Here is a 19,713-nt window from a genome sequence, read left to right as displayed (position 1 = left end):
GGCTATGAAAATAAGTTTTTCTTCTTTACATCCTTTTGTGAATTTTTTCTATTATATCGGGGTGATGATACTATGTATGATGTGTCTTCATCCTCTTTTTTTAATTGGAGCAATAGTATTAATTATTATGTTAAATGTGATGCAAGGAAATAGCGAAAAGATAAGAAAGATGTTACCGAGCACAATTGTTTTCTTTTTTATGGTAATTTTATTTAATTCGTTATTAACGCATAGAGGTCGAACTACGTTGTTTTGGTTAGGTGATAGCCGTATTAAGCTTGAGGCGATTATGTTTGGAATAGTAATGGGGTTATTACTAGTTGCAGTTATGTTTACGTTTGCGTCATACAATGATATTATTTCCAGTCATAAATTTTTATATTTGTTTTCAAGAATTTCACCGAAAGTTGCATTGTTAACGATGATTACAGTGAGATTTGTTCCTTTGTTTATAAGGCGATTAAAGAAAATCACACTTGTTCAAAAGACGAAAGGTGTGCAGGTAGATTCAGGTTCGATAATTGAACGCGTCAAAAATGGTATGCAATTGCTGCAAGTATTATTAATTTGTTCATTGGAAGATGCACTGCAAACGGCAGATTCTATGCAAGCTCGTGGATTTGGTGTAACGAAACGTACGACATATATTCGCTATAGAATGGAAAAACGAGATTGGTATACGCTCAGTTATTTAAGTATTCTATTTATAATTGCTATCATATGTAGTACGTATGGCGGAGGAAAGTTAATCATTTATCCGAAAGTCGAATCTATTTTATTTCAGCAATACGATGGGATGATGTTTATCGTATTTACGATGTTTATTAGTTTACCAATTATAATGGAAGGAAGGGAATGGTTATGGTGGCGCATGCAGAAATAAACAATTTATCATTTGTATATGCTGATGAAAACGAAAAAGCGTTACAGCATATTTCTCTTTCTGTTCAAAAAGGAGAGTTTATTGCACTTGCCGGCGGATCAGGATCCGGGAAGACGACTTTATTAAAACATTTTAAAAAAGAATTACTTCCAATTGGTAAGCGTACTGGGGATACATATTATGATGGTACTTTATTAGAAAATGTACCTGATTTGTTATCTGCTCAAGAAATTGGTATGGTATTTCAAAATCCAGAAAATCAACTCGTAATGGATACAGTTATTCAAGAATTAGCATTTTCTTTAGAAAATATTGGGTTACCATCACATATTATTCAAAAACGAATAGCAGAGCTTATTAGCTTTTTAGGATTTCAAGATTTATTGCATCAATCTGTTCACACGTTATCTGGTGGGCAAAAGCAACTTGTTAATTTAGCTGCGGTATTAGTTATGCAGCCAAAGTTATTATTATTAGATGAACCGACAGCACAATTAGATCCAATTGCTGCAAAAGAGTTTTTAGGATTATTAAAACGGATTAATGAAGAACTTGGAATTACGATTATTTTAAGTGAACATCGTTTAGATGAAGTTATCCCGCTTGCAACACGCGTTGTTTGTATGGATAATGGCTGTATTATGTATGATGGTAGTCCTAAAACTGTTATTACGAATATGTGGGGAGTAGAAACATTCCGTCCATTTATTCCGCAAATTCCAAGGCTATTTTTAGAGTGGAATGTGAGAGATATTCCGTTTACGGTGCGAGAGGCGCAAATGAAAATGAATAATTTTTCAGCGATATCATATGTAAATGAGCCAATAGCACAAAGTGAAAAGCAAGAGGTAATTTTAAGCGCAGAGCATATTTCATTCCAGTACGAAAAAAATAGTCCGCTTATTTTACGTGATTTATCAGTTTCGATTGAAAAAGGAAAATGGGTAGCGCTCGTTGGGAAGAACGGTACAGGTAAGTCTACACTGTTAACAATTTTAGCAGGATTACAAAAAGCGAGAAGAGGGAAAGTAAAGTGGAACGGGAAAGTGATACATAAAATCGATTCGAAAGAACGGTTTAAAAGTATTGGGTATGTATCGCAGCATCCATATTATCATTTTACATTTGATACAGTGTGGGATGAGGTGTATGAACGTGCACGTGAATTATATGGAGAACAAGGAAAAGAAATAGCAGAAGATACGCTAAAACAGTTTTGGTTGTATTCGCTTAAAGAACGCCATCCGCATGATTGTAGCGGAGGAGAGCAACAACTTCTTGCATTATGTACAACGTTATTATCAAAGCCAACGCTATTATTACTTGATGAACCGACAAAGGGGTTAGATCCATGGAAGAAAGAAAGAGTAGGAGAACTATTTAGGGAGCTGCAAAAAGAAGGTACAACAATTGTAATGGCAACGCATGATATTGAGTTTGCAGCGAAATACGTGGATCAATGTATGATGTTATTTGATGGAGCAGTTATTATGAATGATGCACCGAAAGAATTTTTTAGTGGTAACTTCTTTTATACAACATCTATTAATCGATTCATTCGAAAAGAATTGCCATATGCATTAACGTGGGAGGATGTGTACGAAGCGTGTCCAAACGATATGTTGCATTCATAATAGGTATTTTTGCAGTAATAATAGGCACATTACTCTTTACTACACTTATTATGGACGGTTATTACATGTTAAGTAGTTTGTTTTTATTAGTTGTTATTATGTTACCTTTCTATATCCGTTTTGAAAGGAAGGCGTTTGTTTCACGTGAAATTGTTCTCGTTGCTGTATTAGCGGCAATTGCAGCAGTTAGCCGCGTACCATTTTCTATTTTACCGAGTGTACAACCAACTTCTTTTGTTATTATCGTTTCTGCAATTGTGTTTGGAAGTGAAGCGGGTTTTATGATCGGTGCAACAGCAGCGATTGTGTCTAACATCTTTTTAGGGCAAGGTCCGTGGACGCCGTGGCAAATGTTTTCATGGGGTATGATTGGTTTTATAGCTGGATTATTGCGCAATACATTTTTAATGAAAAAGCTATGGGGAAGACTCCTGTACGGATTGTTTGTTGGATTTTTATTTGGCTGGATTATGAATTTCTGGGGACTTCTCGGTTTTATACGAGAGGCAACGTGGGAAACAGTCATTTCGTATTACATCGCAAGTTTTTATTTCGATTTGAGCCATGCAATTTCGAATGTTGTCTTCTTACTATTATTTAGTACTTCTTGGATTACGATTCTCACAAGATTTAAAAAGAAATACGGTATATTAGATAAGCATAACATAGCATAGAAAAGCATACTCATATAAGGTAGGGTCGCGACTTACATATTCGTTTGCCTCTTTCATGCTTCTTACATATTGTAAGGAGCATTTTTTATTGTCAAAAAATAGTCCAATATATATCCGTTACTATATAAAATTATTCGTATAATAATAGGTGAGAACTACTTTCAAAAGGGAGGTGTATAGTTAATGAAGTTAGTTATTCCGAAGCAACATGGTGCATGGGCGATGCTTGCTATACCATTTCTATTAAGTGTCATACTTGGAAAACCTACTATATATCACATTCCATTGTTTATAGCTTGGTTCTTTATCTATTTAGCTACGTATCCATTCCTTATGTACATAAAACAAAAACGAAAAAAAGAGTATTTACATGCTTCAATTGTATATTTTATTATTGCGTTCGTATTTGGGATGATTTCTCTATTATATGAATGGCGCATTCTTTTATTCGTAATAGTCATGATTCCACTATTTATAGTAAATATGCATTATGCTCGTCAAAAAAATGAAAGGGCACTATTAAATGATATTTGTGCGATCATTGTGTTTTGTGTTGGTGGGTTAATTAGTTATTATTTTTCAATGAAACAAATCGATCATACAGCATTATTCATTGCACTTATTTCATTCTTATACTTTTTAGGTAGTACGTTTTATGTGAAAACGATGATACGTGAGAAAAATAATCCGAAGTATCGTTTTATATCTTGGGGTTATCATATTCTATTAACAATCATTGTATTTGCAATTAATCCGTGGTGCTCCCTTATTTTTATACCAAGTGTCATTCGAGCCATTATATTGTATGGCAAAAAAATTTCTATTATAAAAGTAGGGGTTTTAGAAATTGTGAATTCTGTATATTTTTTAATCATAACGGCAATAATTATGAAGTATGCCATTTGAAAAAACTTCCCACCTTATGATGGGAAGTTTTTTCAATCTTGTTCTAAAATGTGAACGGTGTAATCGCAGCGTTGAATAGCTTGTTCGATCGCATAAAGGGATTGCTCAATACGAGCGCGATTAAAATCTTTTTCAACAGTCTGTAGTGCTTCTTCTAAACAATGTTTTGCTTCTTGTAATGATTGAAAAGAATCTTGTACATATCCGCGAGCATTTTGATGCATTTCATAATCCTCCTTGCATATTCATATATGTATAGTATGAACAGTAAAGAAGAAAATATTATTTGTTATATTTGTTTGACAATTAAAATGAAATTACGTATAGTAAGAATTAAGTGAATATTTTCTTATCCAGAGAGGTGGAGGGACTGGCCCGATGAAACCCAGCAACCGCGATGCAGGTGCTAATTCCAGCAGAACATATTTGTTCTGGGAGATAAGACGAAGATATATACGTAACTTCTTCTTATCGGAGAGGTTTTTTTGTTGCAAAAAAACCGATTACGAAAATTTATATTAAGAAGAAAGGGGTTGCGCATTGCTGTGACACTCGAAAAATACGTAAAACTGCGTAGTACAGTTTATGAATATATGATAGAGCAAGATAAGCCAATATCATTGTTAGATATTCAAGAACATATCGTTTCGCATCATGAAGGAAAATTCACGAAAAAGATGTTACATCAATTTTATTTATCAAGACTATTAGATGAACTGAAACTGGATGGGAAAATTACATTAGCTGATGAATATCTCTATACTGAAAAAGGGGTATTTTATAAGGCGAGAAAAGGGAGCTAAGCTCTCTTTTTTTTAAAATAACGGAGTATGTAGAGTAAAAGACTGCTTAAGCAGCCTGATACAGGGAATGGTGTTGAGTGTGTAGTGTCAAAAATTGAATGTGCCTGAAAGAGGCAATTCGTATCGGCTGCAAATGAAAAGAGACACCTTCGCCGAATAGGTGTCAGTCGTTTTGCAAAATAGACTTGCTATTTAACAGTTCTTAGAATAACATGCAGGGTTTTGGAAGTCAAAAGGGAATTAAAGGAAGGGGTACAATTATGTACGCTTACTTATTAAAAGATATAACGAAATGGATCCCAAAGTACGTTGTAGATAAGGGATATGAATATTATGAAGATGGACATGTAGAAGATGTTGAAATACAAGATAACAAAGTGTTTGCTTTCGTTACTGGAAATGCAGGGAATTATGAAGTAGTTATCAATCTCGAAGATTTTTCAAAAAGTAGTTGCGAATGTCCTTATGAAAATTATTGTAAACATATGGCGGCAGTTGTTTATGATATTCAAGGTGCTGGTGAGAGTGCAGTTAAAGAGAAACTGAAAGATTTAGAAAAAGAAGAGTTACTTACTGTATTAAATCGACTGTTGCAAAGTTCGAAAAACGTACAAATTGTAGAGAAGTTATTAAAGAAGGGGTAATTTTAACGATAGAGGGAGTTGTTTTGTAGTGAACGTACTGATTATATACGCTCATCCTAGTCCTTCAAGTTTTAACGGGGCAATTTTAGAGCATGTGCAAAAAGGGCTACAGGAAACAAATCATTCGGTTACGTTGCTTGATTTATACAAGGAACAATTTGATCCGGTACTTGTATTCAATGAAGAGAAGAAAAGACGTGATTTAATAAATGAAGAAGAGACAGCGCGGTATAGAAAATTAGTGGAAGAAGCAGATACACTTCTCTTTATATATCCGATATGGTGGTGGGGGATGCCAGCTATTTTAAAAGGTTTTATTGACCGTATTTTCGTAGCTGGATTTGCTTATAAATATGAAGGGGCTCTGCCGAAAGGATTATTGCAAGGGAAAAAAGCGTGGGTTATTAATACGTTAGACTCACCTCTATGGTACGTCGCATTGTTATATCGATCAGCAGATTGGATTATGATGAAGAGAGGTGTTTTACGTTTTTGTGGCATTCGTGATATAAAACGGTCAGTGTTTCAATCTGTGAAAACGAGTAAAGTATCAAAGCGTGAAAAATGGTTATTACAAATAGAAGAAAAGGCTCGTACATTATGAATGAAGTCGATCGTATTATAAACTGTTGTCAGTATGATAACGAACTTTTTCGAAAGTATATTACGTGTTTACTTCAATTGAAAAAATGCAGCGATACATTTCAACAAATTCAAATAGAGTTAAGAAATGATTATTTAATAAGAGGGATTTGTGAAAGAGAAGTTGATGAGGTAGTACGGGGAAGTAAAGAATATGAAATGCATTTTCTTCCTAAAGTATTACAGTGGAATTTCTTGAGGGAAAATCCACATTTAATTGAAAGAGTGTGTGAAGATTTTTTTGCGTTTGAGTCATTACATCTTACGGACATAGAGTGGAAGATAGTTATAAATTGCATGGGAAATGAATGATTTATTATGTAAAAAAGCTAGTATAAAACTAGCTTTTCGTTTAAATAAATAAAAAGCATAGACTAATGATGAAACCTGCATATAGTAAGTTAATAACGCAAAATCCCATAATGTCACGAGCACCTAAACCAGCTATCGCTAATGCTGGTAATGCCCAGAAAGGTTGAATTAAATTCGTCCAAGCATCGCCCCACGCAATGGCCATTGCAGTTTTTGCAGCAGGTACACCAAGTTCAGCGCCAGCTGGAATCATAATTGGTGCTTGCACGGCCCATTGACCGCCACCAGATGGAACGAAAATATTAACGATACCAGCACTTAAAAAAGTAAAGAGCGGGAAAGTTGATTCGTTTGAAATGCTAATAAAGAAATTAGAAATAGCTCCTCCAAGTGAAAGTCCTTCACTATTTGCTCCAATCATCATGCCCATAATTCCTGCGTAAAACGGAAATTGAAGTAAAATGCCAGAGGCACTTTTCGTAGAGTCTGAAAAAGCGCGAATATACTGAATCGGAGTGCGGTGGAAAATAAGTCCAGCAATTAATAACATAAAAATCACGATATCGAGAGTAAGATTAAATCCTTTCGTATAAAAGTAATTGAAAATATAAATGAGACCTAACAATCCAACACAAAGTGTAATAATGATGCTATTTTCCATTTTTTCAGCGAATGTATTTTTTTCTACTTCTTGAGCAGCAGCTTCTTCATGGAACACGCTAGGATCTACAGTTATCGTATGTTTTTCATCTGGATGCATCGCTTTATTAATGAGAGGCATCGTAACGAGAAAAATAATAACTGGAACGAGAGCGTATGGTGAGAATAACGTTTCTGTTATCGGAATTGCCTCTTTAATACTTCCAGCAGTCGTTTTAATTAACGTTTCACCGCCTGTTGCTAACGTAAGAGGGATAGAGGCAGAAAGACCGGCATGCCAAATGAGAAATCCAGAGTAAGAAGAGGCAATTGCTAGTCTATAATCTAATCCGTCCAGTTGCCTTGCCACTTCTTTTGCGTATAAAACAGATACAACAATTCCAAAGCCCCAGTTTATGTATGCACCAAGTAAACTTACAATGGAAATGGCAATAATACCTTGTCCATTCGTTTTCGGTAGTCTGGCAGCTTTCGTTAATCCTTTTTTAATAAGAGGAGCATTTGCTAAAGCAGATCCAGTCACGAGTACAAGTGCCATTTGCATAGAAAAGGCGAGGAGTCCCCAAATTCCATTACCCCAGTGATTAATCATTTCTACAGGTGTTTGGTGAGTCGCAAACATACCAAAGAAGATAACGAAAACAGTTAGTAAACATGATAAAATAAACGGTTCTGGCAAGAAGCGCTGCACTAAGGCGACGCAACCATTTGTAAAGGAACGAAACAAAATAGATCAACCTCCTTATGTATATGTATTACAATTATTCGAGGTTGTTTCGTTCATAACCTTTTAGAATCGGAAAATTCAGATATTTTAAAAGGGATTGAAATATTTTCAATAAGAGTAGTACCATCATCACCCTGACAAAAAAATGATGGTAGCGGCATATAAGTAAATATTCTATACCGTAAGTGCTGAGCTACCTAACAATCCATCCAATCTGTTTGATAATAGTGTTTACTTTTGATGAGTTAACTCGTAAAGGAGTAAGTCATTCAGCTCCACCTGTTATGGTTTCAAATGTAGCTTATGGTAGAACGATTTATGTAAAATTAGAAACAACATCTAAGAGCAAAGATGTACAAGCTGTTTTTAAATCCTTACTTAAGGATAACAGCGTTGAAACAAGTGGACAGTATAAAGATATTTTTGAAGAAAGTACCTTTACTGCTGTAGTATTCATATTTCTTATGGCTGTATCAATGTTTTTAATGATTGCATTTCCCATTATTAAATCCCCATAAATATAGTCTATCTTAGGTTGATAGTGATGCATGGTGCCTCCATGTATGTAAATGCATCTTGTCGAAATTATTAAAAAGGGGAATCTTTCTATTTGAAGAACTAATAATTGATTGTCAATATGTATTAGAAATCTCAATCTAAACTAAAGGAGAACAAAATGGGACAAAACAATAAGGGCTTTTCTGAAACAGGATTGCGCAAAATGCGCAATATATTGGCGCGGCATGTCGATTCTGGAAAGATTCCTGGGCTCGTCGCCTTAGTCAGCCGAAACGGCGAGACGCACGTTGAAGCACTTGGAACAATGAGGCATGATGGTGGTGCACCAATGCGTCGGGACACGATTTTTCGATTGGCGTCCACTAGCAAGCCAATCGCAGTTTCACCAGTAATGGTTTTGCTCGATGAGTGCAAACTGCATTTAGACGACCCAGTAGACAAATGGCTACCGGAACTCGCCGACCGGCAAGTGTTGAAACGACCCGATGGCCCGCTAGAAGAGACCGTCCCAGCACGGCGTCCTATCACTGTACGAGACTTGTTGACCTCCACATTCGGGCTCGGAGTGGATCTCACGTTGATGGGTTCTCCAATCATGAACTCGTTCTTCGAGAGTGGGATATTCGACACGCCAGGGCAGGATATGCCCGATCCAGATGAGTTTATGCGTCGCCTAGGTGCACTTCCGCTAAGCTATCAGCCCGGAGAGCGGTGGCAGTATCATATCAGTATAGAAGTAATCGGCGTTCTTGTTGCCAGGGTCACGGGTCAGACGTTCGAGTCGTTCTTGCACGAACGCATATTCGATCCGCTAGGAATGAAGGACACTGGATTCTACGTACCTCAGCTCAAGATTGATCGGCTTCCACCAGCCTTCACCCCCAATCCGGAGACAGGTGAATTCATCGTGTGGGATGAGGGGGCGGGTGGACGTTACAGCAAACCTCCAGCATTCCAAGCAGGCGGTGGTGGACTGCTTGGAACCGTCGACGATTATCACGCGTATTTGCAGATGCTTTTGAATAAAGGGATGCACGGCACTAAACGGATCCTGTCTAGGCCCGCAGTACAGCTGATGACCACCAACCGTCTTACTCCGGAACAACAAGTATACCGAGACGATTTGGCCAAAAATAACGTCCATTTGTCGTTCGGACAAGGGATCCAAGGTGGCTGGGGCTTTGGGATGGCGGTGCGTACCTATCTTGGAGACTACGCGTCTATCGGTCAATTCGGCTGGGATGGTGGAACCGGTACTTCAGCTTACGCTGATCCAGATAAACAGTTTATTGGAATTCTGTTCACCCAGGTTGGGATGTCGACTCCGGCCCCATCGCATCTTATCCAAGACTTCTGGACCACGGCCTATCAAGCGATCGAAGACTAGGGTATCGTTTAAAGGAAAACGCCAAAACGGATAGATAATCATAGGCTTGATGGGCATGATCACCACCATGGTTAAAAGTGAAGTACTGCGGTAACAGTTAGGCATTATTAATAATAGCACAACAAAAACTCCTCTTGAATGCAAGAGGAGTTTTTTATTGGGAATAGTAAGGATGAGGGGAGGTGCATTACATATGGGAAAAGGTAGAAGTAATAATGCAGGTAAAAAGCAACCAAATTTCGATGATTCATCTAATTTCGCTAAACAAAGCCAACCGACAGAAAAGAAGAAGAAATAAAAAAAGGATCTCTCTATATCAAGAGAGATCCTTTTTTATTATATTGACGTTTTAGCACAACAGATTGAGTGTTCAATTAAATAGCCATAACTGTGCAAGGTTTAAACTCCTGCTTCCACTACCGTGGAAGCTTCTCTAAATGATGTGCAATATCAATATACATATTTGAGTAAACTGAATGTATTTCATTACTTGGCGTAGCGTTAGAAGAGAAGTGGACAATTACCATATTTGCTTTCGGATCGATGTAAAGTGTTTGTCCGTAACTACCTAACACTTCAAAAGCACCTTGTTCATTGTGCGGAATCCACCATTGATTATGATAAGAAATGGAAGCTCCAGGGCTAATTGCAAGTTCACCTTCTTGGACATTTTTTATATCTTCAGTAATAGAAGAAGGGAGAATTTGTTTTCCGTTATATTCCCCGTTGTTTAATAGTAATTGCCCGAATCTCGCCATATCTCTAGCAGTTGCATTTAAGCCAGCGCTTGCTTGTTCTATTTTCGTTTCATCTGTAACGTAATACGCGTTTTCTTCCATACCAATTTGAGACCAAATTCGTTCGCTAACATTTTCAGCTAATGATTTACCAGTGATAGTTCGAATAACCCAAGCGAGCGTTTCTGTTGATCCGTTATTGTAAGAAAAGGCAGAACCAGGCGGTGCAGTTTCTTCGGCTTCTCGTAACATATCATAAATTTTCATCGGACCATCGTAATTTTTGCCGCGGGGTAAAATATTGCTAGCTAAATATAATTGTGCATCTTGATTTTCTAGCCCAGGTTGCTCATATCCATGAGTAGGATATTCAGCTGAAACTTGCATGTCCATTAATTGCTGAAGTGTGGCATTACCGAACGGTGTATTTTTTAATTCTTTTATATATGTGTCAGCTGTTTTTTCTAAGTCAATACGTTTTTCTTCAGCGAGAGATTGTATAATTGCCCCGGTAAAGACTTTTGCTAATGATGCCATACCATGAGGTTCATTCTGTTTATACCCATTGAAATATCGTTCATATACAAGTTGTCCATTATGTACAACGACAAAAGCATCTGTTTTGTTATCGTCTAAAAGTTTTTTTAGAGGAGTTGTATTTCCGAATCTACGCTCCACAGCAAAATCGTCTAAGTTTTGCAATGCGAAAGGGAAGTGAGCAATTTGGTCAGGCTTGTTTTTTACGTCATTAACTAAAGTGAATTCTTTCATATGGGTATACGACCAACGTAAGTAAGGGTCATTTAACCAGTTTTCTTTTGTCACATTATGTTTTGATGGGGTCGTTTTATTTTGTTTGAAGTAAGTAAACCCAAGCCCTGTAATTACAAATATGAATGTTAGTAAAAGTAAGAGTAGGGGAGATTTTTTTAGTTTCATATATGGCCCTCCTTTTTATTTCTACTATAAGTATACGCTCGTCTTGAAGGAAATACAAAATAAGGAAAGTAAACGGGGAAGTTTACTTTCCTTATTAACGTTAAGCGGAAATTTTTCCGTCTGTAGGTTGTTTTTTGAATTTTTGTTTTCGTCCGTGTAATCCATAATATAAAAGTAAAGTGAAAGCAACGATAATAGCTGCGATAAAATACATATTATGATAACTAGATTTCGCTGCGACAATACCTAAAATGAAAGAACCAAAGCCAATACCACTATCAAAGAATGAGAAATACGTAGCTGTCGCAGAACCACGTCTATGGTTTGGAGCAGCAGAAATCGCAATCGTTTGGAAACTCGGAATTAATGTTCCGTAACCTAAACCGATTAGCATACCTGCGCCAAGGAACCAAAATGAAGTTTGTGCTTGGCTTAATATGAACATTCCGATTGTGAAAATAATGATAGCAGGGTAAACAAGTACATTTTCACCGAAGCGATCAAAAATCTTTCCTGTAAATGGACGAGAAATGACAACGACAAGTGCATATACAATGAAGAAATAACTTGCAATTTCACTTAAACCGAGTTCTTTCGCATAAATAGGAATAAAGGATAAAATACCACTATAAGAAAAGGCTAAAACAAATCCTGTAAGTGCAATCGGAATAGAAGATGGTTCGATTAAGTCTTTCCATTTCATTTTTTCACGTTTTTGTTTGCTCACAGGTGCTTCATGCGGAATATTTACAAGTAGTCCTAATAAAAATGCAAGTAATGAAAATACGGAACAAACGATAAATAACACAGTAAACGAAAAATGAGAAATAATTGTTAAACCTAAAAAAGGACCAATTACCATCGGCAGACTCATAAATACGCCGAAATATGCAAGTGCTTCGCCTCGTCTATGAGCTGGCGCAACATCAGTTACAATCGTACCAGTAGCTGTCGTTGCCATCCCGAACCCAATACCGTGCAAGAAGCGAAGGGCAAGTAATAAGAATAAACTTTGCGCACCGAAATACATAACAGTAGCGGCTAAAAATAATGAAAGTGAAATAAATAATATTTTCTTTCTTCCTAAATCATCGAGCCATTTTCCTGTGAATGGTCTACATAAAACAGAAGAAATAAGAAACACAGTTGCAACTAAACCAATTTCCTCAGGTTTTCCTTTTAGGCCGTCTATGACATAGACAGGCAGAGTAGTCATAAGCATGTAAAATGTTAAGAAGAGAAATAGACTACTAAAACAAGTTCCGAGGAAATCCTTCGTCCAAAGTTTCTCACTTTGCATCGTCATCCCTCCAATTTAATCTAAATTTTTAATAATTTGTTGTAACACTTGAAATGCTTGATGTAAATCATCTTCATTAATACCTTCTAGCGTTTTTTCTTCGAAAGTATCAACTTCTTCTTGCCATACTGGAATCATCTTTATCGCTGTTTCGGATAAAGAAATGAGCTTCTCGCGGCGATCTTTACCTTCTGTACGAATAATCCATCCCATCGTTTCCATACGTGTTAACGTACGAGTCATCGTTGGTGATTCAACATTTAAATATTGGCATAATTCTGTTTGCGTACAAGAACCAGTTTGATTAATGCGGAAAATAACAGCCCACTGCGCACTAAATAACCCAGTTGGAGATACACGTTCATTAAATTTCTTCGTAAACTTTCGAGAAGTCTGGCTGACGATATGAAAAAAATGTTGTTTTTCGTCCATGTATTTTGATCCTTTCAAATTAGTTACCTAGCTAACTATATACTTTTTTATAATAATTGTCTAGTAATAGACATGTTGATTTATGTAAAAAATTCTTATAGGTTTTATGTTGCGAACGTATATTCTACGTGCTATTCTTTAATTAAGTAAAGAATTTTCTTTCTATTAAATAGAATGGGGGAACTTGTGATGATTAAGCCTGCAACAATGGAGTTTGTTTCACTATCGAACGGAGAAACGATTGCATATCAGGAAGTTGGAAGGCGAAATACAGATATTCTGGTACTCATTCACGGGAACATGACATCGTCACAACATTGGGATTTAGTTATTGAAAAGTTGCAAGATCAATACCATATTTACGCTCTTGATTTAAGAGGGTTTGGACAATCAACGTATAATCAGTCGATAGATTCACTACAAGACTTTGCAGAAGATGTAAAATTATTTATCGACGAGTTAAAGTTAGAGAAATTCTCATTAATGGGCTGGTCAATGGGCGGTGGTGTTGCGATGCAATTTACAGCGAATCACCCAACTTTTGTAGAAAAGTTAATTTTAGTAGAATCAGTAGGAATGAAAGGATACCCAATCTTTAAAAAAGATACGAATGGGCAGCCAATCGTATCAAGTTTAGTAAAGACGAAAGAAGAAATTGCGCAAGATCCAGTACAAATCGCTCCAGTATTAGACGCGATAAAAAATATGAACAAACTATATTACCGTACAGTATGGAATCTATTAATCTATACACATAATCAACCTGAACCGGACCGTTATGAAAAGTATTTAGATGATATGTTAACGCAACGTAATTTCGTAGATGTGAATTATGCGCTCATTACATTTAATATTTCAGATGAACATAATGGGGTTGTAGAGGGAAGTAAGCAAATTCATCATATTAAAGCTCCAACGCTTGTCATACAAGGTGATAGAGATTATGTCGTACCGCAAGTAGTCGGTGAGGAATTAGCGAAACATTTGCCAAATGCAGAGTTGAAGGTGTTAGAAGATTGCGGACACTCACCGTTTATTGATTGTTTAGATGTATTTATAAAACATGTAGAAGATTGGCTAGAATAGAAAGAATCCCCAAAATGAAAAGTTTTGCATATACTATAACATTTGTATGTATAAGGGGAGATTATCAATGCATAAACCATCCTTAATCGCTTATTCGCCATATGATCATCATATCTATACAAAAATAATGATAGATCCGATGTATATGCAAGTTTCACCAGCTGTAGTCCCTTTACAAATGCAACAGCCACTAACAGCTCATATGCAACATTACTTATATGGATCTTCATTTTATGAAAATCCATATTTTAAACACTTTCATTACAATGTGAAAGCGCAAGTTTGGGAAGGGTAGGAAGCTAAAAGGTTCATTCTTTTAGCTTCTTTTTTATTGTGAATATTCGTACACGCATTTGAAAAAACAGTTTATAATGAAAAGTGGAAGCGTGAGAAGGAGAGGGACAAAGGATGTCAATGCGTTTTACATTTTGGATTATGGTTGGGATTGTAGCAATTTCTGGTTTATCACAAGGAATGCTCTTACCTGCCATTGCAATGATTTTTGAACAAGAAGGGGTTAGTTCAAGTATTAACGGTATTCATGCGACGGCATTGTACATCGGGATATTAGTTATTTCGCCGTTTCTTGAAAAACCGATGCAAAGGTTTGGAATGAAGCCAATTATTGTTATAGGTGGGTTTCTCGTTATTATTTCATTATTCTTTTTTACACAAACATTTTCGTTTTGGGTATGGTTTATCCTTAGATTTCTAGTTGGAGTCGGAGATCATATGCTTCATGTCGGAACACAAACGTGGATCACGACAACATCAGACCCAAGTAAAATAGGGAGACAAGTATCGATATACGGTGTATTCTTCGGAATTGGTTTTGCTGTTGGTCCGTATTTAGCAAGCACTGTGCAGTACGGTCTTGCGACACCATTTATTATATCTACTATACTTTGTTTAATAGGTTGGCTTTTACTACTTCCAACAAAAAATGCATTCCCAGCGCAAGATGAAAGAGAAGTGAAGAGTGAATCATCATTTTCTCGTTATAAACAAGTTGTTGGATTAGGGTGGATTGCGTTACTAGGACCACTTGCATACGGTGTACTTGAGGCGATGTTAAATAGTAACTTACCAGTATACGCACTTCGTAAAGGGTGGTCTGTTTCAGATGTATCCTTCTTATTACCAGCATTTGCAGTTGGGGGTATTATTACACAGATTCCGCTCGGTATATTGAGTGATAAATACGGAAGGGATCGTATATTAACGTGGACGTTTAGCATAAGTACGGGCATTTTTCTACTTGCCGCCGTATTTGATCAATATTACTGGATCGTCTTTGCCTGCATGCTTTTAGCGGGTATGGTTATTGGATCGTGTTTCTCTTTAGGGCTTGGATTTATGACTGATTTATTACCGAGACATTTACTACCGGCAGGTAATATATTATCCGGAATCGCTTTTAGTTTAGGAAGTATTATGGGGCCTGTATTAGGCGGCGTATTTATAGAGAAAATACAGTATACAAGCTTTTTTATTGCGGTTATGATTATAATGGGAATTCTAGCAATGTTATATATGGTCTACATGAAGAATCAATTCGCATCAAGAAAAATAGAAAGTAGGTTAGGGCATGACAAAACAACCTAATAAAAAGAAATTTGAAGTACTAGAAAATGAAACAATTACAGACTGCTTAACACGTATGGAGCAAGAAGGCTACGCTCCGTCTCGTCGTATGGAAGAGCCGATCTTTCATGAAGTAAAGAAAGACGGCAAAACAGTAGTTGAGCCGTGCGGTAGGAAGATTGTTTTTGAAGGGAAATTGAAGTAATCCAATAACAAATTCTCTTTATCGTATAGAGCCATCCAATAGCTGGGTGGCTTGTTTTTTTATTAATCAATGAAGGAAGGAATTAATTAATTAAAATGAATCTCCCTTTCATTTCTCCTAATTGGCTTCTTTATATGGGTCAAAAGATTGCTACTTTTTTTGTATATTGGTAAAATAAGTTCTTGGGTCTTACTTATTGTTATCGGTATAATGTTTGTCGCTTAACGTAAAGAAATTAGTTACAATGATTCCATAATATTTAAAGGGGGTACAGCAACGATCCCCTCTTTTTGGAGCCACTCACAAACGTAAAGCAAGAGAAGAGGCTATATGAACTATTCTTCTATCTTGTTTAGATTAAACGAGTTACTGCAATTGGAACAGGTATATGAAACTAGTCGACATCCTGATGGATCATGTTTCTCTAGCAATCTATCAATTCTGATGGAATTGATAGATTGCTAGAGAATGGAAAATGATTATCTGTATATTCCGAAGCAGATGTAACAGAGTGTCCTTCCATAATTAAGGGCAAAACCAAAATACGTTGTTTTAAAGAATGATTTGTTAGAACTGGTTATAAGTAATAAAACAGAAAAGAGGATCACATGTTAGATACTTTACAGAGAAGTAAAAAGTTTTTTTTATTATGTCTTATTTTTTTAGTGCTTTTAACTGCTTGTGGTAATACAGATGTTAAGACATCTAAAGCTTCATTACCACCGGCTGAATCTAATATAGATACATCATTAAAAGCACCAAATTGGGTAGAGAAGAGTCCTATCCAACAGTCTCCTAATTTTACGGAAGATAAAAAAGTAAAATCGGTTGTGAATTTACTAGCAACGGGTGATAATTTATATCATGACGCAGTAATTAAAGATGGCAAACAAAAAGACGGTTCATATGATTATAACTATATTTATGAAAATATCAAAAAAGCTGTTAAATCAAGTGATCTTGCTATCGTGAACCAGGAGACTCCAATTGCAGGAAATAATCTAAAAGTACAGGGATATCCGACTTTCAATACACCTGAAGAAGTAGGCCAATCTTTAGTGGACACTGGATTCAATATAGTGACTCAAGCGACAAATCATGCTATGGATATGGGTATTAAAGGTGTTGCGAATACAAGAGAATACTGGAAGAAATATCCGGATGTTATCCCAGTAGGCATTAATGAGAGTCAAAACGAGCGTAATGAAATAAAAACGATTACAAAAAATGGTATTCGCTTTGCGTTACTAAATTATACATATGGTACGAATGGAATTAAAATTCCGGCTGATAAGTCTTGGGCTTTAAATTTAATTGATAAAAAAGCGATACAAAATGATGTGGAAAAGGCAAAGAGTAGCTCTGATATGGTGATTGTTATGGTGCATTGGGGAGTAGAATATACATCTACACCTTCAAAGCAACAAAAAGAAGTTGCTCAATATTTAACAGATTTAGGTGTAGATGTAGTAATTGGAAATCATCCACATGTAATTCAACCAATTGAGTGGAAACAAAATAAAGATGGACATGAAACGCTAATCTATTATTCTCTTGGAAATCTTATTTCTGCGCAAGAAAAATTAGAAACATTGGTTGGAGGATTATCTTATGTACAATTTGTTGAGTATGAAGATAAAACTTTTGGTATACGACAAGCGGCAATCGTACCGACAGTAACCGACTACGCTGATGGTAAGAAACAATTTAAAATTCAATTTTTAAAAGATTATTCGGATGAAGAGTCTAAAAAACATGGAATTAAAAAATTTGTCGGCCCCGTTTCTTTGAAGGATTTCAAGGAGATTCCTAGAGACGTGTTGGGAAATTGGTATAAAGACTAATAAACAAAAAGGGAATGAGATACAATTAAAAAATTTATAATTTTAGCATTGGTATTGGCAATGGGATGGAGTCTTGCTGCTTGTAGTGGAAAGCAAACATCTCAGGAAACTACTAATAATAACGATAAAAATAAAAAAGAGATACATGCGAATAAAAAAGATGTTTTACCTATCTCTGATCCTAATGATTGGAGAATTATTCTTGTAAATAGAGAGCATATGTTATCAAAGGAACTAGGAATTGAATTAACAAGTATTACCCAAAATGCTAAGCCGAATATGAAAATAGATAGTAGAATTGCAACTTCCTATCAGGATATGGTAGCAGCTGCAAAAAAAGAGGGAATCAATCTTTATTTAAGATCAGGTTATCGAGCTATAAAATTACAACAAACGTATTATGATGCTTCAGTTAAAAGCTATAAATCTCAAGGTTTGTCGGACAAAGAAGCTAGTGCTAAAGCATTGGAATATCTTCAGTATCCTGGTGCAAGTGAACATCATACTGGATTAGCGTTAGACATTATTTCAGTTGAATGGCAGAATACTGTAGAAGATTTAAATGCAAAATTTGAAACTACCGATGCATTCAAATGGTTAGATAAGAATGCTGCAGAGTATGGATTTACTCTCCGCTATCCAAAAGATAAAGAGAATATTACTGGCATTAAGTATGAGCCATGGCACTATCGTTATGTAGGAAAAGAAGTTGCTGTTTATCTAAAAGAAAAAGGGTTAACTTTAGAAGAATATAACGAAAAAATTAAGTCTGGTAAGTAAAAATACACTTTGATTCTATTAAAAAGTCAGATTTGGAGGGTGTGTTAATCTTCCTCCTAGAATTGCGAAAACAGTGTATGATAATGTAAGCACGTATGAACCAGTTATCGTGTGAAACGATGTATGTATAAAAAAGTTACATTTATAAAAGAAGCAATGAAAAAGGATCTGATATTCATATCAGATCCTTTTTCATTCACAACATAGAATACTTACTTAACTAAGCCTTAAAGACTGCCTGCTTTTCAGGTACTACAATAGTAACCTCGCTTTTTTATTTTGGATGTTCGTTTTTCTTAGCTTGATAGACATGTGGAAGTAGTTCAAACAATGCGATTAGCATTTTTTTGTTTGCATGATTTGTGCACCGGATATTCACTATTGATTTCAGTTCAGTAATAACGAATTCTACAATAGATGACAGAACGTATATTTGGTATAATGGAAATATACTACTTAAAATAATGTACATGAGTTATAAAATCTATGTAAAGAGGTAAGGACTACATAACAATAACTAAATGTAAAAGTTCTAGTACATATAGGGTTCAGTTCATGTTAAGCAAATTCGTTATGAGAAAGGAAAAGATGTAATGAATCAAATTTCATTTGAAGATTTATTTGAAGACGAAAAAGAAGATAAAAAAGAAAAGGTAGAGGTAGCCGAAATACCTGCACCTTTATCAGCATTGCAAAAAGATATATTGGAATTAATGGATTCTGAAGAAATAAGTGCACTGGAGTTATGCGAACAATTAATACGATCTGGTAAAATATCAGATGAAAGATTTACAACGAATAAGCCAAAAGCATATGGACAAGTATGCTTAGCATTGGAAGGTTTTGTTACAGAAGGAAAGCTTACTTTTGTTAAAAACGATGAGAAAAGAGATAGGGTGTATAAAGTGAAAGAAGAAATTTCTAACATATAAGTTGTAAAGAGGGAAATGAATTATTTTTAGGGAGGTAGTTCATTTTCTACTTCTACATTAAAAAAGGTGCCAATCTTTCTTGA

At 35.8% G+C, this 19,713-nt stretch carries 21 protein-coding genes, 1 pseudogene and 1 riboswitch; of the genes and pseudogenes, 17 read left to right on the top strand and 5 right to left on the bottom strand.

The genetic code is table 11. The annotated features are described in order from the left end of the window. Nucleotides 1-4 precede the first annotated feature (4 nt). The 4 genes from N2V79_RS15755 (at nucleotide 5) to N2V79_RS15740 (ending at nucleotide 4,097) form a co-directional block, all read left to right on the top strand. On the top strand, nucleotides 5-883 hold the full coding sequence (locus N2V79_RS15755) for an energy-coupling factor transporter transmembrane component T (protein ID WP_015055161.1): 879 nt from the start codon (nucleotides 5-7) through the stop codon (nucleotides 881-883). Beyond that, the gene (locus N2V79_RS15750) at nucleotides 856-2,517 is read left to right on the top strand and encodes an ABC transporter ATP-binding protein (RefSeq protein ID WP_015055160.1); all 1,662 of its coding nucleotides are present in this window, start codon (nucleotides 856-858) and stop codon (nucleotides 2,515-2,517) included. Before N2V79_RS15755 ends, N2V79_RS15750 begins: the two co-directional genes overlap by 28 nt. Next, nucleotides 2,490-3,191: an ECF transporter S component gene (locus tag N2V79_RS15745; protein ID WP_000044913.1), complete on the top strand. Its 702-nt coding sequence runs from the start codon at nucleotides 2,490-2,492 to the stop codon at nucleotides 3,189-3,191. Before N2V79_RS15750 ends, N2V79_RS15745 begins: the two co-directional genes overlap by 28 nt. Nucleotides 3,192-3,374: 183 nt before the next feature. After that, nucleotides 3,375-4,097, top strand: coding sequence for a YwiC-like family protein (locus tag N2V79_RS15740; protein WP_000779946.1), 723 nt, complete (start codon nucleotides 3,375-3,377; stop codon nucleotides 4,095-4,097). Between the two features lie 32 nt (nucleotides 4,098-4,129). On the opposite strand, the gene N2V79_RS15735 is transcribed toward N2V79_RS15740, so the two are convergent. After that, nucleotides 4,130-4,321 carry a hypothetical protein gene (locus tag N2V79_RS15735; protein WP_000554029.1) on the bottom strand — a complete coding sequence of 64 codons (192 nt, stop codon included), beginning with the start codon at nucleotides 4,319-4,321 and terminating at the stop codon, nucleotides 4,130-4,132. 122 nt (nucleotides 4,322-4,443) lie between these two features. Further along, nucleotides 4,444-4,542, top strand: a riboswitch (SAM riboswitch). A 40-nt stretch (nucleotides 4,543-4,582) separates the two neighbouring features. Between N2V79_RS15735 and N2V79_RS15730 the strand changes: the two genes are divergently transcribed. The 4 genes from N2V79_RS15730 to N2V79_RS15715 all read left to right on the top strand — a co-directional run bounded on the left by N2V79_RS15730 (nucleotide 4,583) and on the right by N2V79_RS15715 (nucleotide 6,498). Continuing rightward, nucleotides 4,583-4,900, top strand: coding sequence for a hypothetical protein (locus tag N2V79_RS15730; protein WP_002094089.1), 318 nt, complete (start codon nucleotides 4,583-4,585; stop codon nucleotides 4,898-4,900). Nucleotides 4,901-5,160: 260 nt separating this feature from the next. Then, a complete protein-coding gene (locus N2V79_RS15725; protein ID WP_340720047.1) occupies nucleotides 5,161-5,544 on the top strand; it encodes an SWIM zinc finger family protein in 384 nt (127 codons plus the stop codon). Between the two features lie 28 nt (nucleotides 5,545-5,572). Beyond that, nucleotides 5,573-6,148, top strand: a complete 576-nt coding sequence (locus tag N2V79_RS15720; RefSeq protein WP_001101585.1) for an NAD(P)H-dependent oxidoreductase — start codon at nucleotides 5,573-5,575, stop codon at nucleotides 6,146-6,148. Further along, nucleotides 6,145-6,498 (top strand): group-specific protein, encoded by a 354-nt coding sequence (locus tag N2V79_RS15715; protein WP_200458150.1) that lies wholly within the window; start codon nucleotides 6,145-6,147, stop codon nucleotides 6,496-6,498. The genes N2V79_RS15720 and N2V79_RS15715 overlap by 4 nt, the downstream gene beginning before the upstream one ends. Before the next feature lie 40 nt (nucleotides 6,499-6,538). Here N2V79_RS15715 and N2V79_RS15710 read toward each other — a convergent pair whose 3' ends face one another. After that, nucleotides 6,539-7,885 (bottom strand): short-chain fatty acid transporter, encoded by a 1,347-nt coding sequence (locus N2V79_RS15710; RefSeq protein WP_053563982.1) that lies wholly within the window; start codon nucleotides 7,883-7,885, stop codon nucleotides 6,539-6,541. A gap of 136 nt (nucleotides 7,886-8,021) precedes the next feature. Here N2V79_RS15710 and N2V79_RS15705 point away from each other — a divergent pair. Continuing rightward, nucleotides 8,022-8,337 (top strand): annotated as a pseudogene (locus N2V79_RS15705) (thiol-activated cytolysin family protein); the annotation flags it as partial. Between the two features lie 224 nt (nucleotides 8,338-8,561). Continuing rightward, nucleotides 8,562-9,791 (top strand): serine hydrolase domain-containing protein, encoded by a 1,230-nt coding sequence (locus N2V79_RS15700; protein ID WP_063547985.1) that lies wholly within the window; start codon nucleotides 8,562-8,564, stop codon nucleotides 9,789-9,791. Between the two features lie 416 nt (nucleotides 9,792-10,207). Here the strand turns inward: N2V79_RS15700 and N2V79_RS15695 are convergent, their stop codons facing one another. From N2V79_RS15695 to N2V79_RS15685, 3 genes are all read right to left on the bottom strand, one after another. After that, a complete protein-coding gene (locus N2V79_RS15695; protein WP_098679683.1) occupies nucleotides 10,208-11,467 on the bottom strand; it encodes a serine hydrolase domain-containing protein in 1,260 nt (419 codons plus the stop codon). A gap of 100 nt (nucleotides 11,468-11,567) precedes the next feature. Beyond that, complete coding sequence (locus N2V79_RS15690) at nucleotides 11,568-12,767, bottom strand: MFS transporter (RefSeq protein ID WP_001190333.1); 1,200 nt, start codon at nucleotides 12,765-12,767, stop codon at nucleotides 11,568-11,570. A gap of 15 nt (nucleotides 12,768-12,782) precedes the next feature. Then, complete coding sequence (locus N2V79_RS15685) at nucleotides 12,783-13,199, bottom strand: MarR family winged helix-turn-helix transcriptional regulator (protein ID WP_000343680.1); 417 nt, start codon at nucleotides 13,197-13,199, stop codon at nucleotides 12,783-12,785. Nucleotides 13,200-13,388: 189 nt separating this feature from the next. Between N2V79_RS15685 and phaZ the strand changes: the two genes are divergently transcribed. From phaZ to N2V79_RS15650, 7 genes are all read left to right on the top strand, one after another. Next, on the top strand, nucleotides 13,389-14,285 hold the full coding sequence (gene phaZ / locus N2V79_RS15680) for an intracellular short-chain-length polyhydroxyalkanoate depolymerase (protein WP_000594880.1): 897 nt from the start codon (nucleotides 13,389-13,391) through the stop codon (nucleotides 14,283-14,285). A gap of 67 nt (nucleotides 14,286-14,352) precedes the next feature. Next, the gene (locus N2V79_RS15675) at nucleotides 14,353-14,580 is read left to right on the top strand and encodes a hypothetical protein (protein ID WP_000549497.1); all 228 of its coding nucleotides are present in this window, start codon (nucleotides 14,353-14,355) and stop codon (nucleotides 14,578-14,580) included. Nucleotides 14,581-14,693: 113 nt separating this feature from the next. Further along, nucleotides 14,694-15,890, top strand: coding sequence for an MFS transporter (locus N2V79_RS15670; protein WP_000062798.1), 1,197 nt, complete (start codon nucleotides 14,694-14,696; stop codon nucleotides 15,888-15,890). Beyond that, nucleotides 15,874-16,074, top strand: a complete 201-nt coding sequence (locus N2V79_RS15665) for an NETI motif-containing protein (protein ID WP_000166307.1) — start codon at nucleotides 15,874-15,876, stop codon at nucleotides 16,072-16,074. The genes N2V79_RS15670 and N2V79_RS15665 overlap by 17 nt, the downstream gene beginning before the upstream one ends. Nucleotides 16,075-16,682: 608 nt before the next feature. Beyond that, a complete protein-coding gene (locus N2V79_RS15660) occupies nucleotides 16,683-17,918 on the top strand; it encodes a CapA family protein (RefSeq protein ID WP_000887596.1) in 1,236 nt (411 codons plus the stop codon). A 48-nt stretch (nucleotides 17,919-17,966) separates the two neighbouring features. Beyond that, complete coding sequence (locus tag N2V79_RS15655; RefSeq protein WP_000241993.1) at nucleotides 17,967-18,698, top strand: M15 family metallopeptidase; 732 nt, start codon at nucleotides 17,967-17,969, stop codon at nucleotides 18,696-18,698. Nucleotides 18,699-19,291: 593 nt separating this feature from the next. Next, complete coding sequence (locus tag N2V79_RS15650; RefSeq protein WP_001071898.1) at nucleotides 19,292-19,630, top strand: DUF3895 domain-containing protein; 339 nt, start codon at nucleotides 19,292-19,294, stop codon at nucleotides 19,628-19,630. Nucleotides 19,631-19,713 lie beyond the last annotated feature (83 nt).

This window comes from Bacillus sp. CH_70, assembly GCF_038007045.1.
GTDB lineage: Bacteria > Bacillota > Bacilli > Bacillales > Bacillaceae_G > Bacillus_A > Bacillus_A cereus.
This window is presented reverse-complemented; position numbering and strand designations above follow the sequence as displayed.

Excerpts from the sequence above, each read along its gene's own strand:
- N2V79_RS15700 (WP_063547985.1), top strand. The coding sequence starts at position 8,562 with ATGGGACAAAACAATAAGGGCTTTTCTGAAACAGGATTGCGCAAAATG.
- N2V79_RS15685 (WP_000343680.1), bottom strand. The coding sequence starts at position 13,199 with ATGGACGAAAAACAACATTTTTTTCATATCGTCAGCCAGACTTCTCGA.
- N2V79_RS15670 (WP_000062798.1), top strand. The coding sequence starts at position 14,694 with ATGTCAATGCGTTTTACATTTTGGATTATGGTTGGGATTGTAGCAATT.
- N2V79_RS15650 (WP_001071898.1), top strand. The coding sequence starts at position 19,292 with ATGAATCAAATTTCATTTGAAGATTTATTTGAAGACGAAAAAGAAGAT.
- N2V79_RS15690 (WP_001190333.1), bottom strand. The coding sequence starts at position 12,767 with ATGCAAAGTGAGAAACTTTGGACGAAGGATTTCCTCGGAACTTGTTTT.
- N2V79_RS15715 (WP_200458150.1), top strand. The coding sequence starts at position 6,145 with ATGAATGAAGTCGATCGTATTATAAACTGTTGTCAGTATGATAACGAA.
- N2V79_RS15755 (WP_015055161.1), top strand. The coding sequence starts at position 5 with ATGAAAATAAGTTTTTCTTCTTTACATCCTTTTGTGAATTTTTTCTAT.
- N2V79_RS15740 (WP_000779946.1), top strand. The coding sequence starts at position 3,375 with ATGAAGTTAGTTATTCCGAAGCAACATGGTGCATGGGCGATGCTTGCT.
- N2V79_RS15750 (WP_015055160.1), top strand. The coding sequence starts at position 856 with ATGGTTATGGTGGCGCATGCAGAAATAAACAATTTATCATTTGTATAT.
- N2V79_RS15735 (WP_000554029.1), bottom strand. The coding sequence starts at position 4,321 with ATGCATCAAAATGCTCGCGGATATGTACAAGATTCTTTTCAATCATTA.
- N2V79_RS15695 (WP_098679683.1), bottom strand. The coding sequence starts at position 11,467 with ATGAAACTAAAAAAATCTCCCCTACTCTTACTTTTACTAACATTCATA.
- N2V79_RS15665 (WP_000166307.1), top strand. The coding sequence starts at position 15,874 with ATGACAAAACAACCTAATAAAAAGAAATTTGAAGTACTAGAAAATGAA.
- phaZ (WP_000594880.1), top strand. The coding sequence starts at position 13,389 with ATGATTAAGCCTGCAACAATGGAGTTTGTTTCACTATCGAACGGAGAA.
- N2V79_RS15675 (WP_000549497.1), top strand. The coding sequence starts at position 14,353 with ATGCATAAACCATCCTTAATCGCTTATTCGCCATATGATCATCATATC.
- N2V79_RS15660 (WP_000887596.1), top strand. The coding sequence starts at position 16,683 with ATGTTAGATACTTTACAGAGAAGTAAAAAGTTTTTTTTATTATGTCTT.
- N2V79_RS15725 (WP_340720047.1), top strand. The coding sequence starts at position 5,161 with ATGTACGCTTACTTATTAAAAGATATAACGAAATGGATCCCAAAGTAC.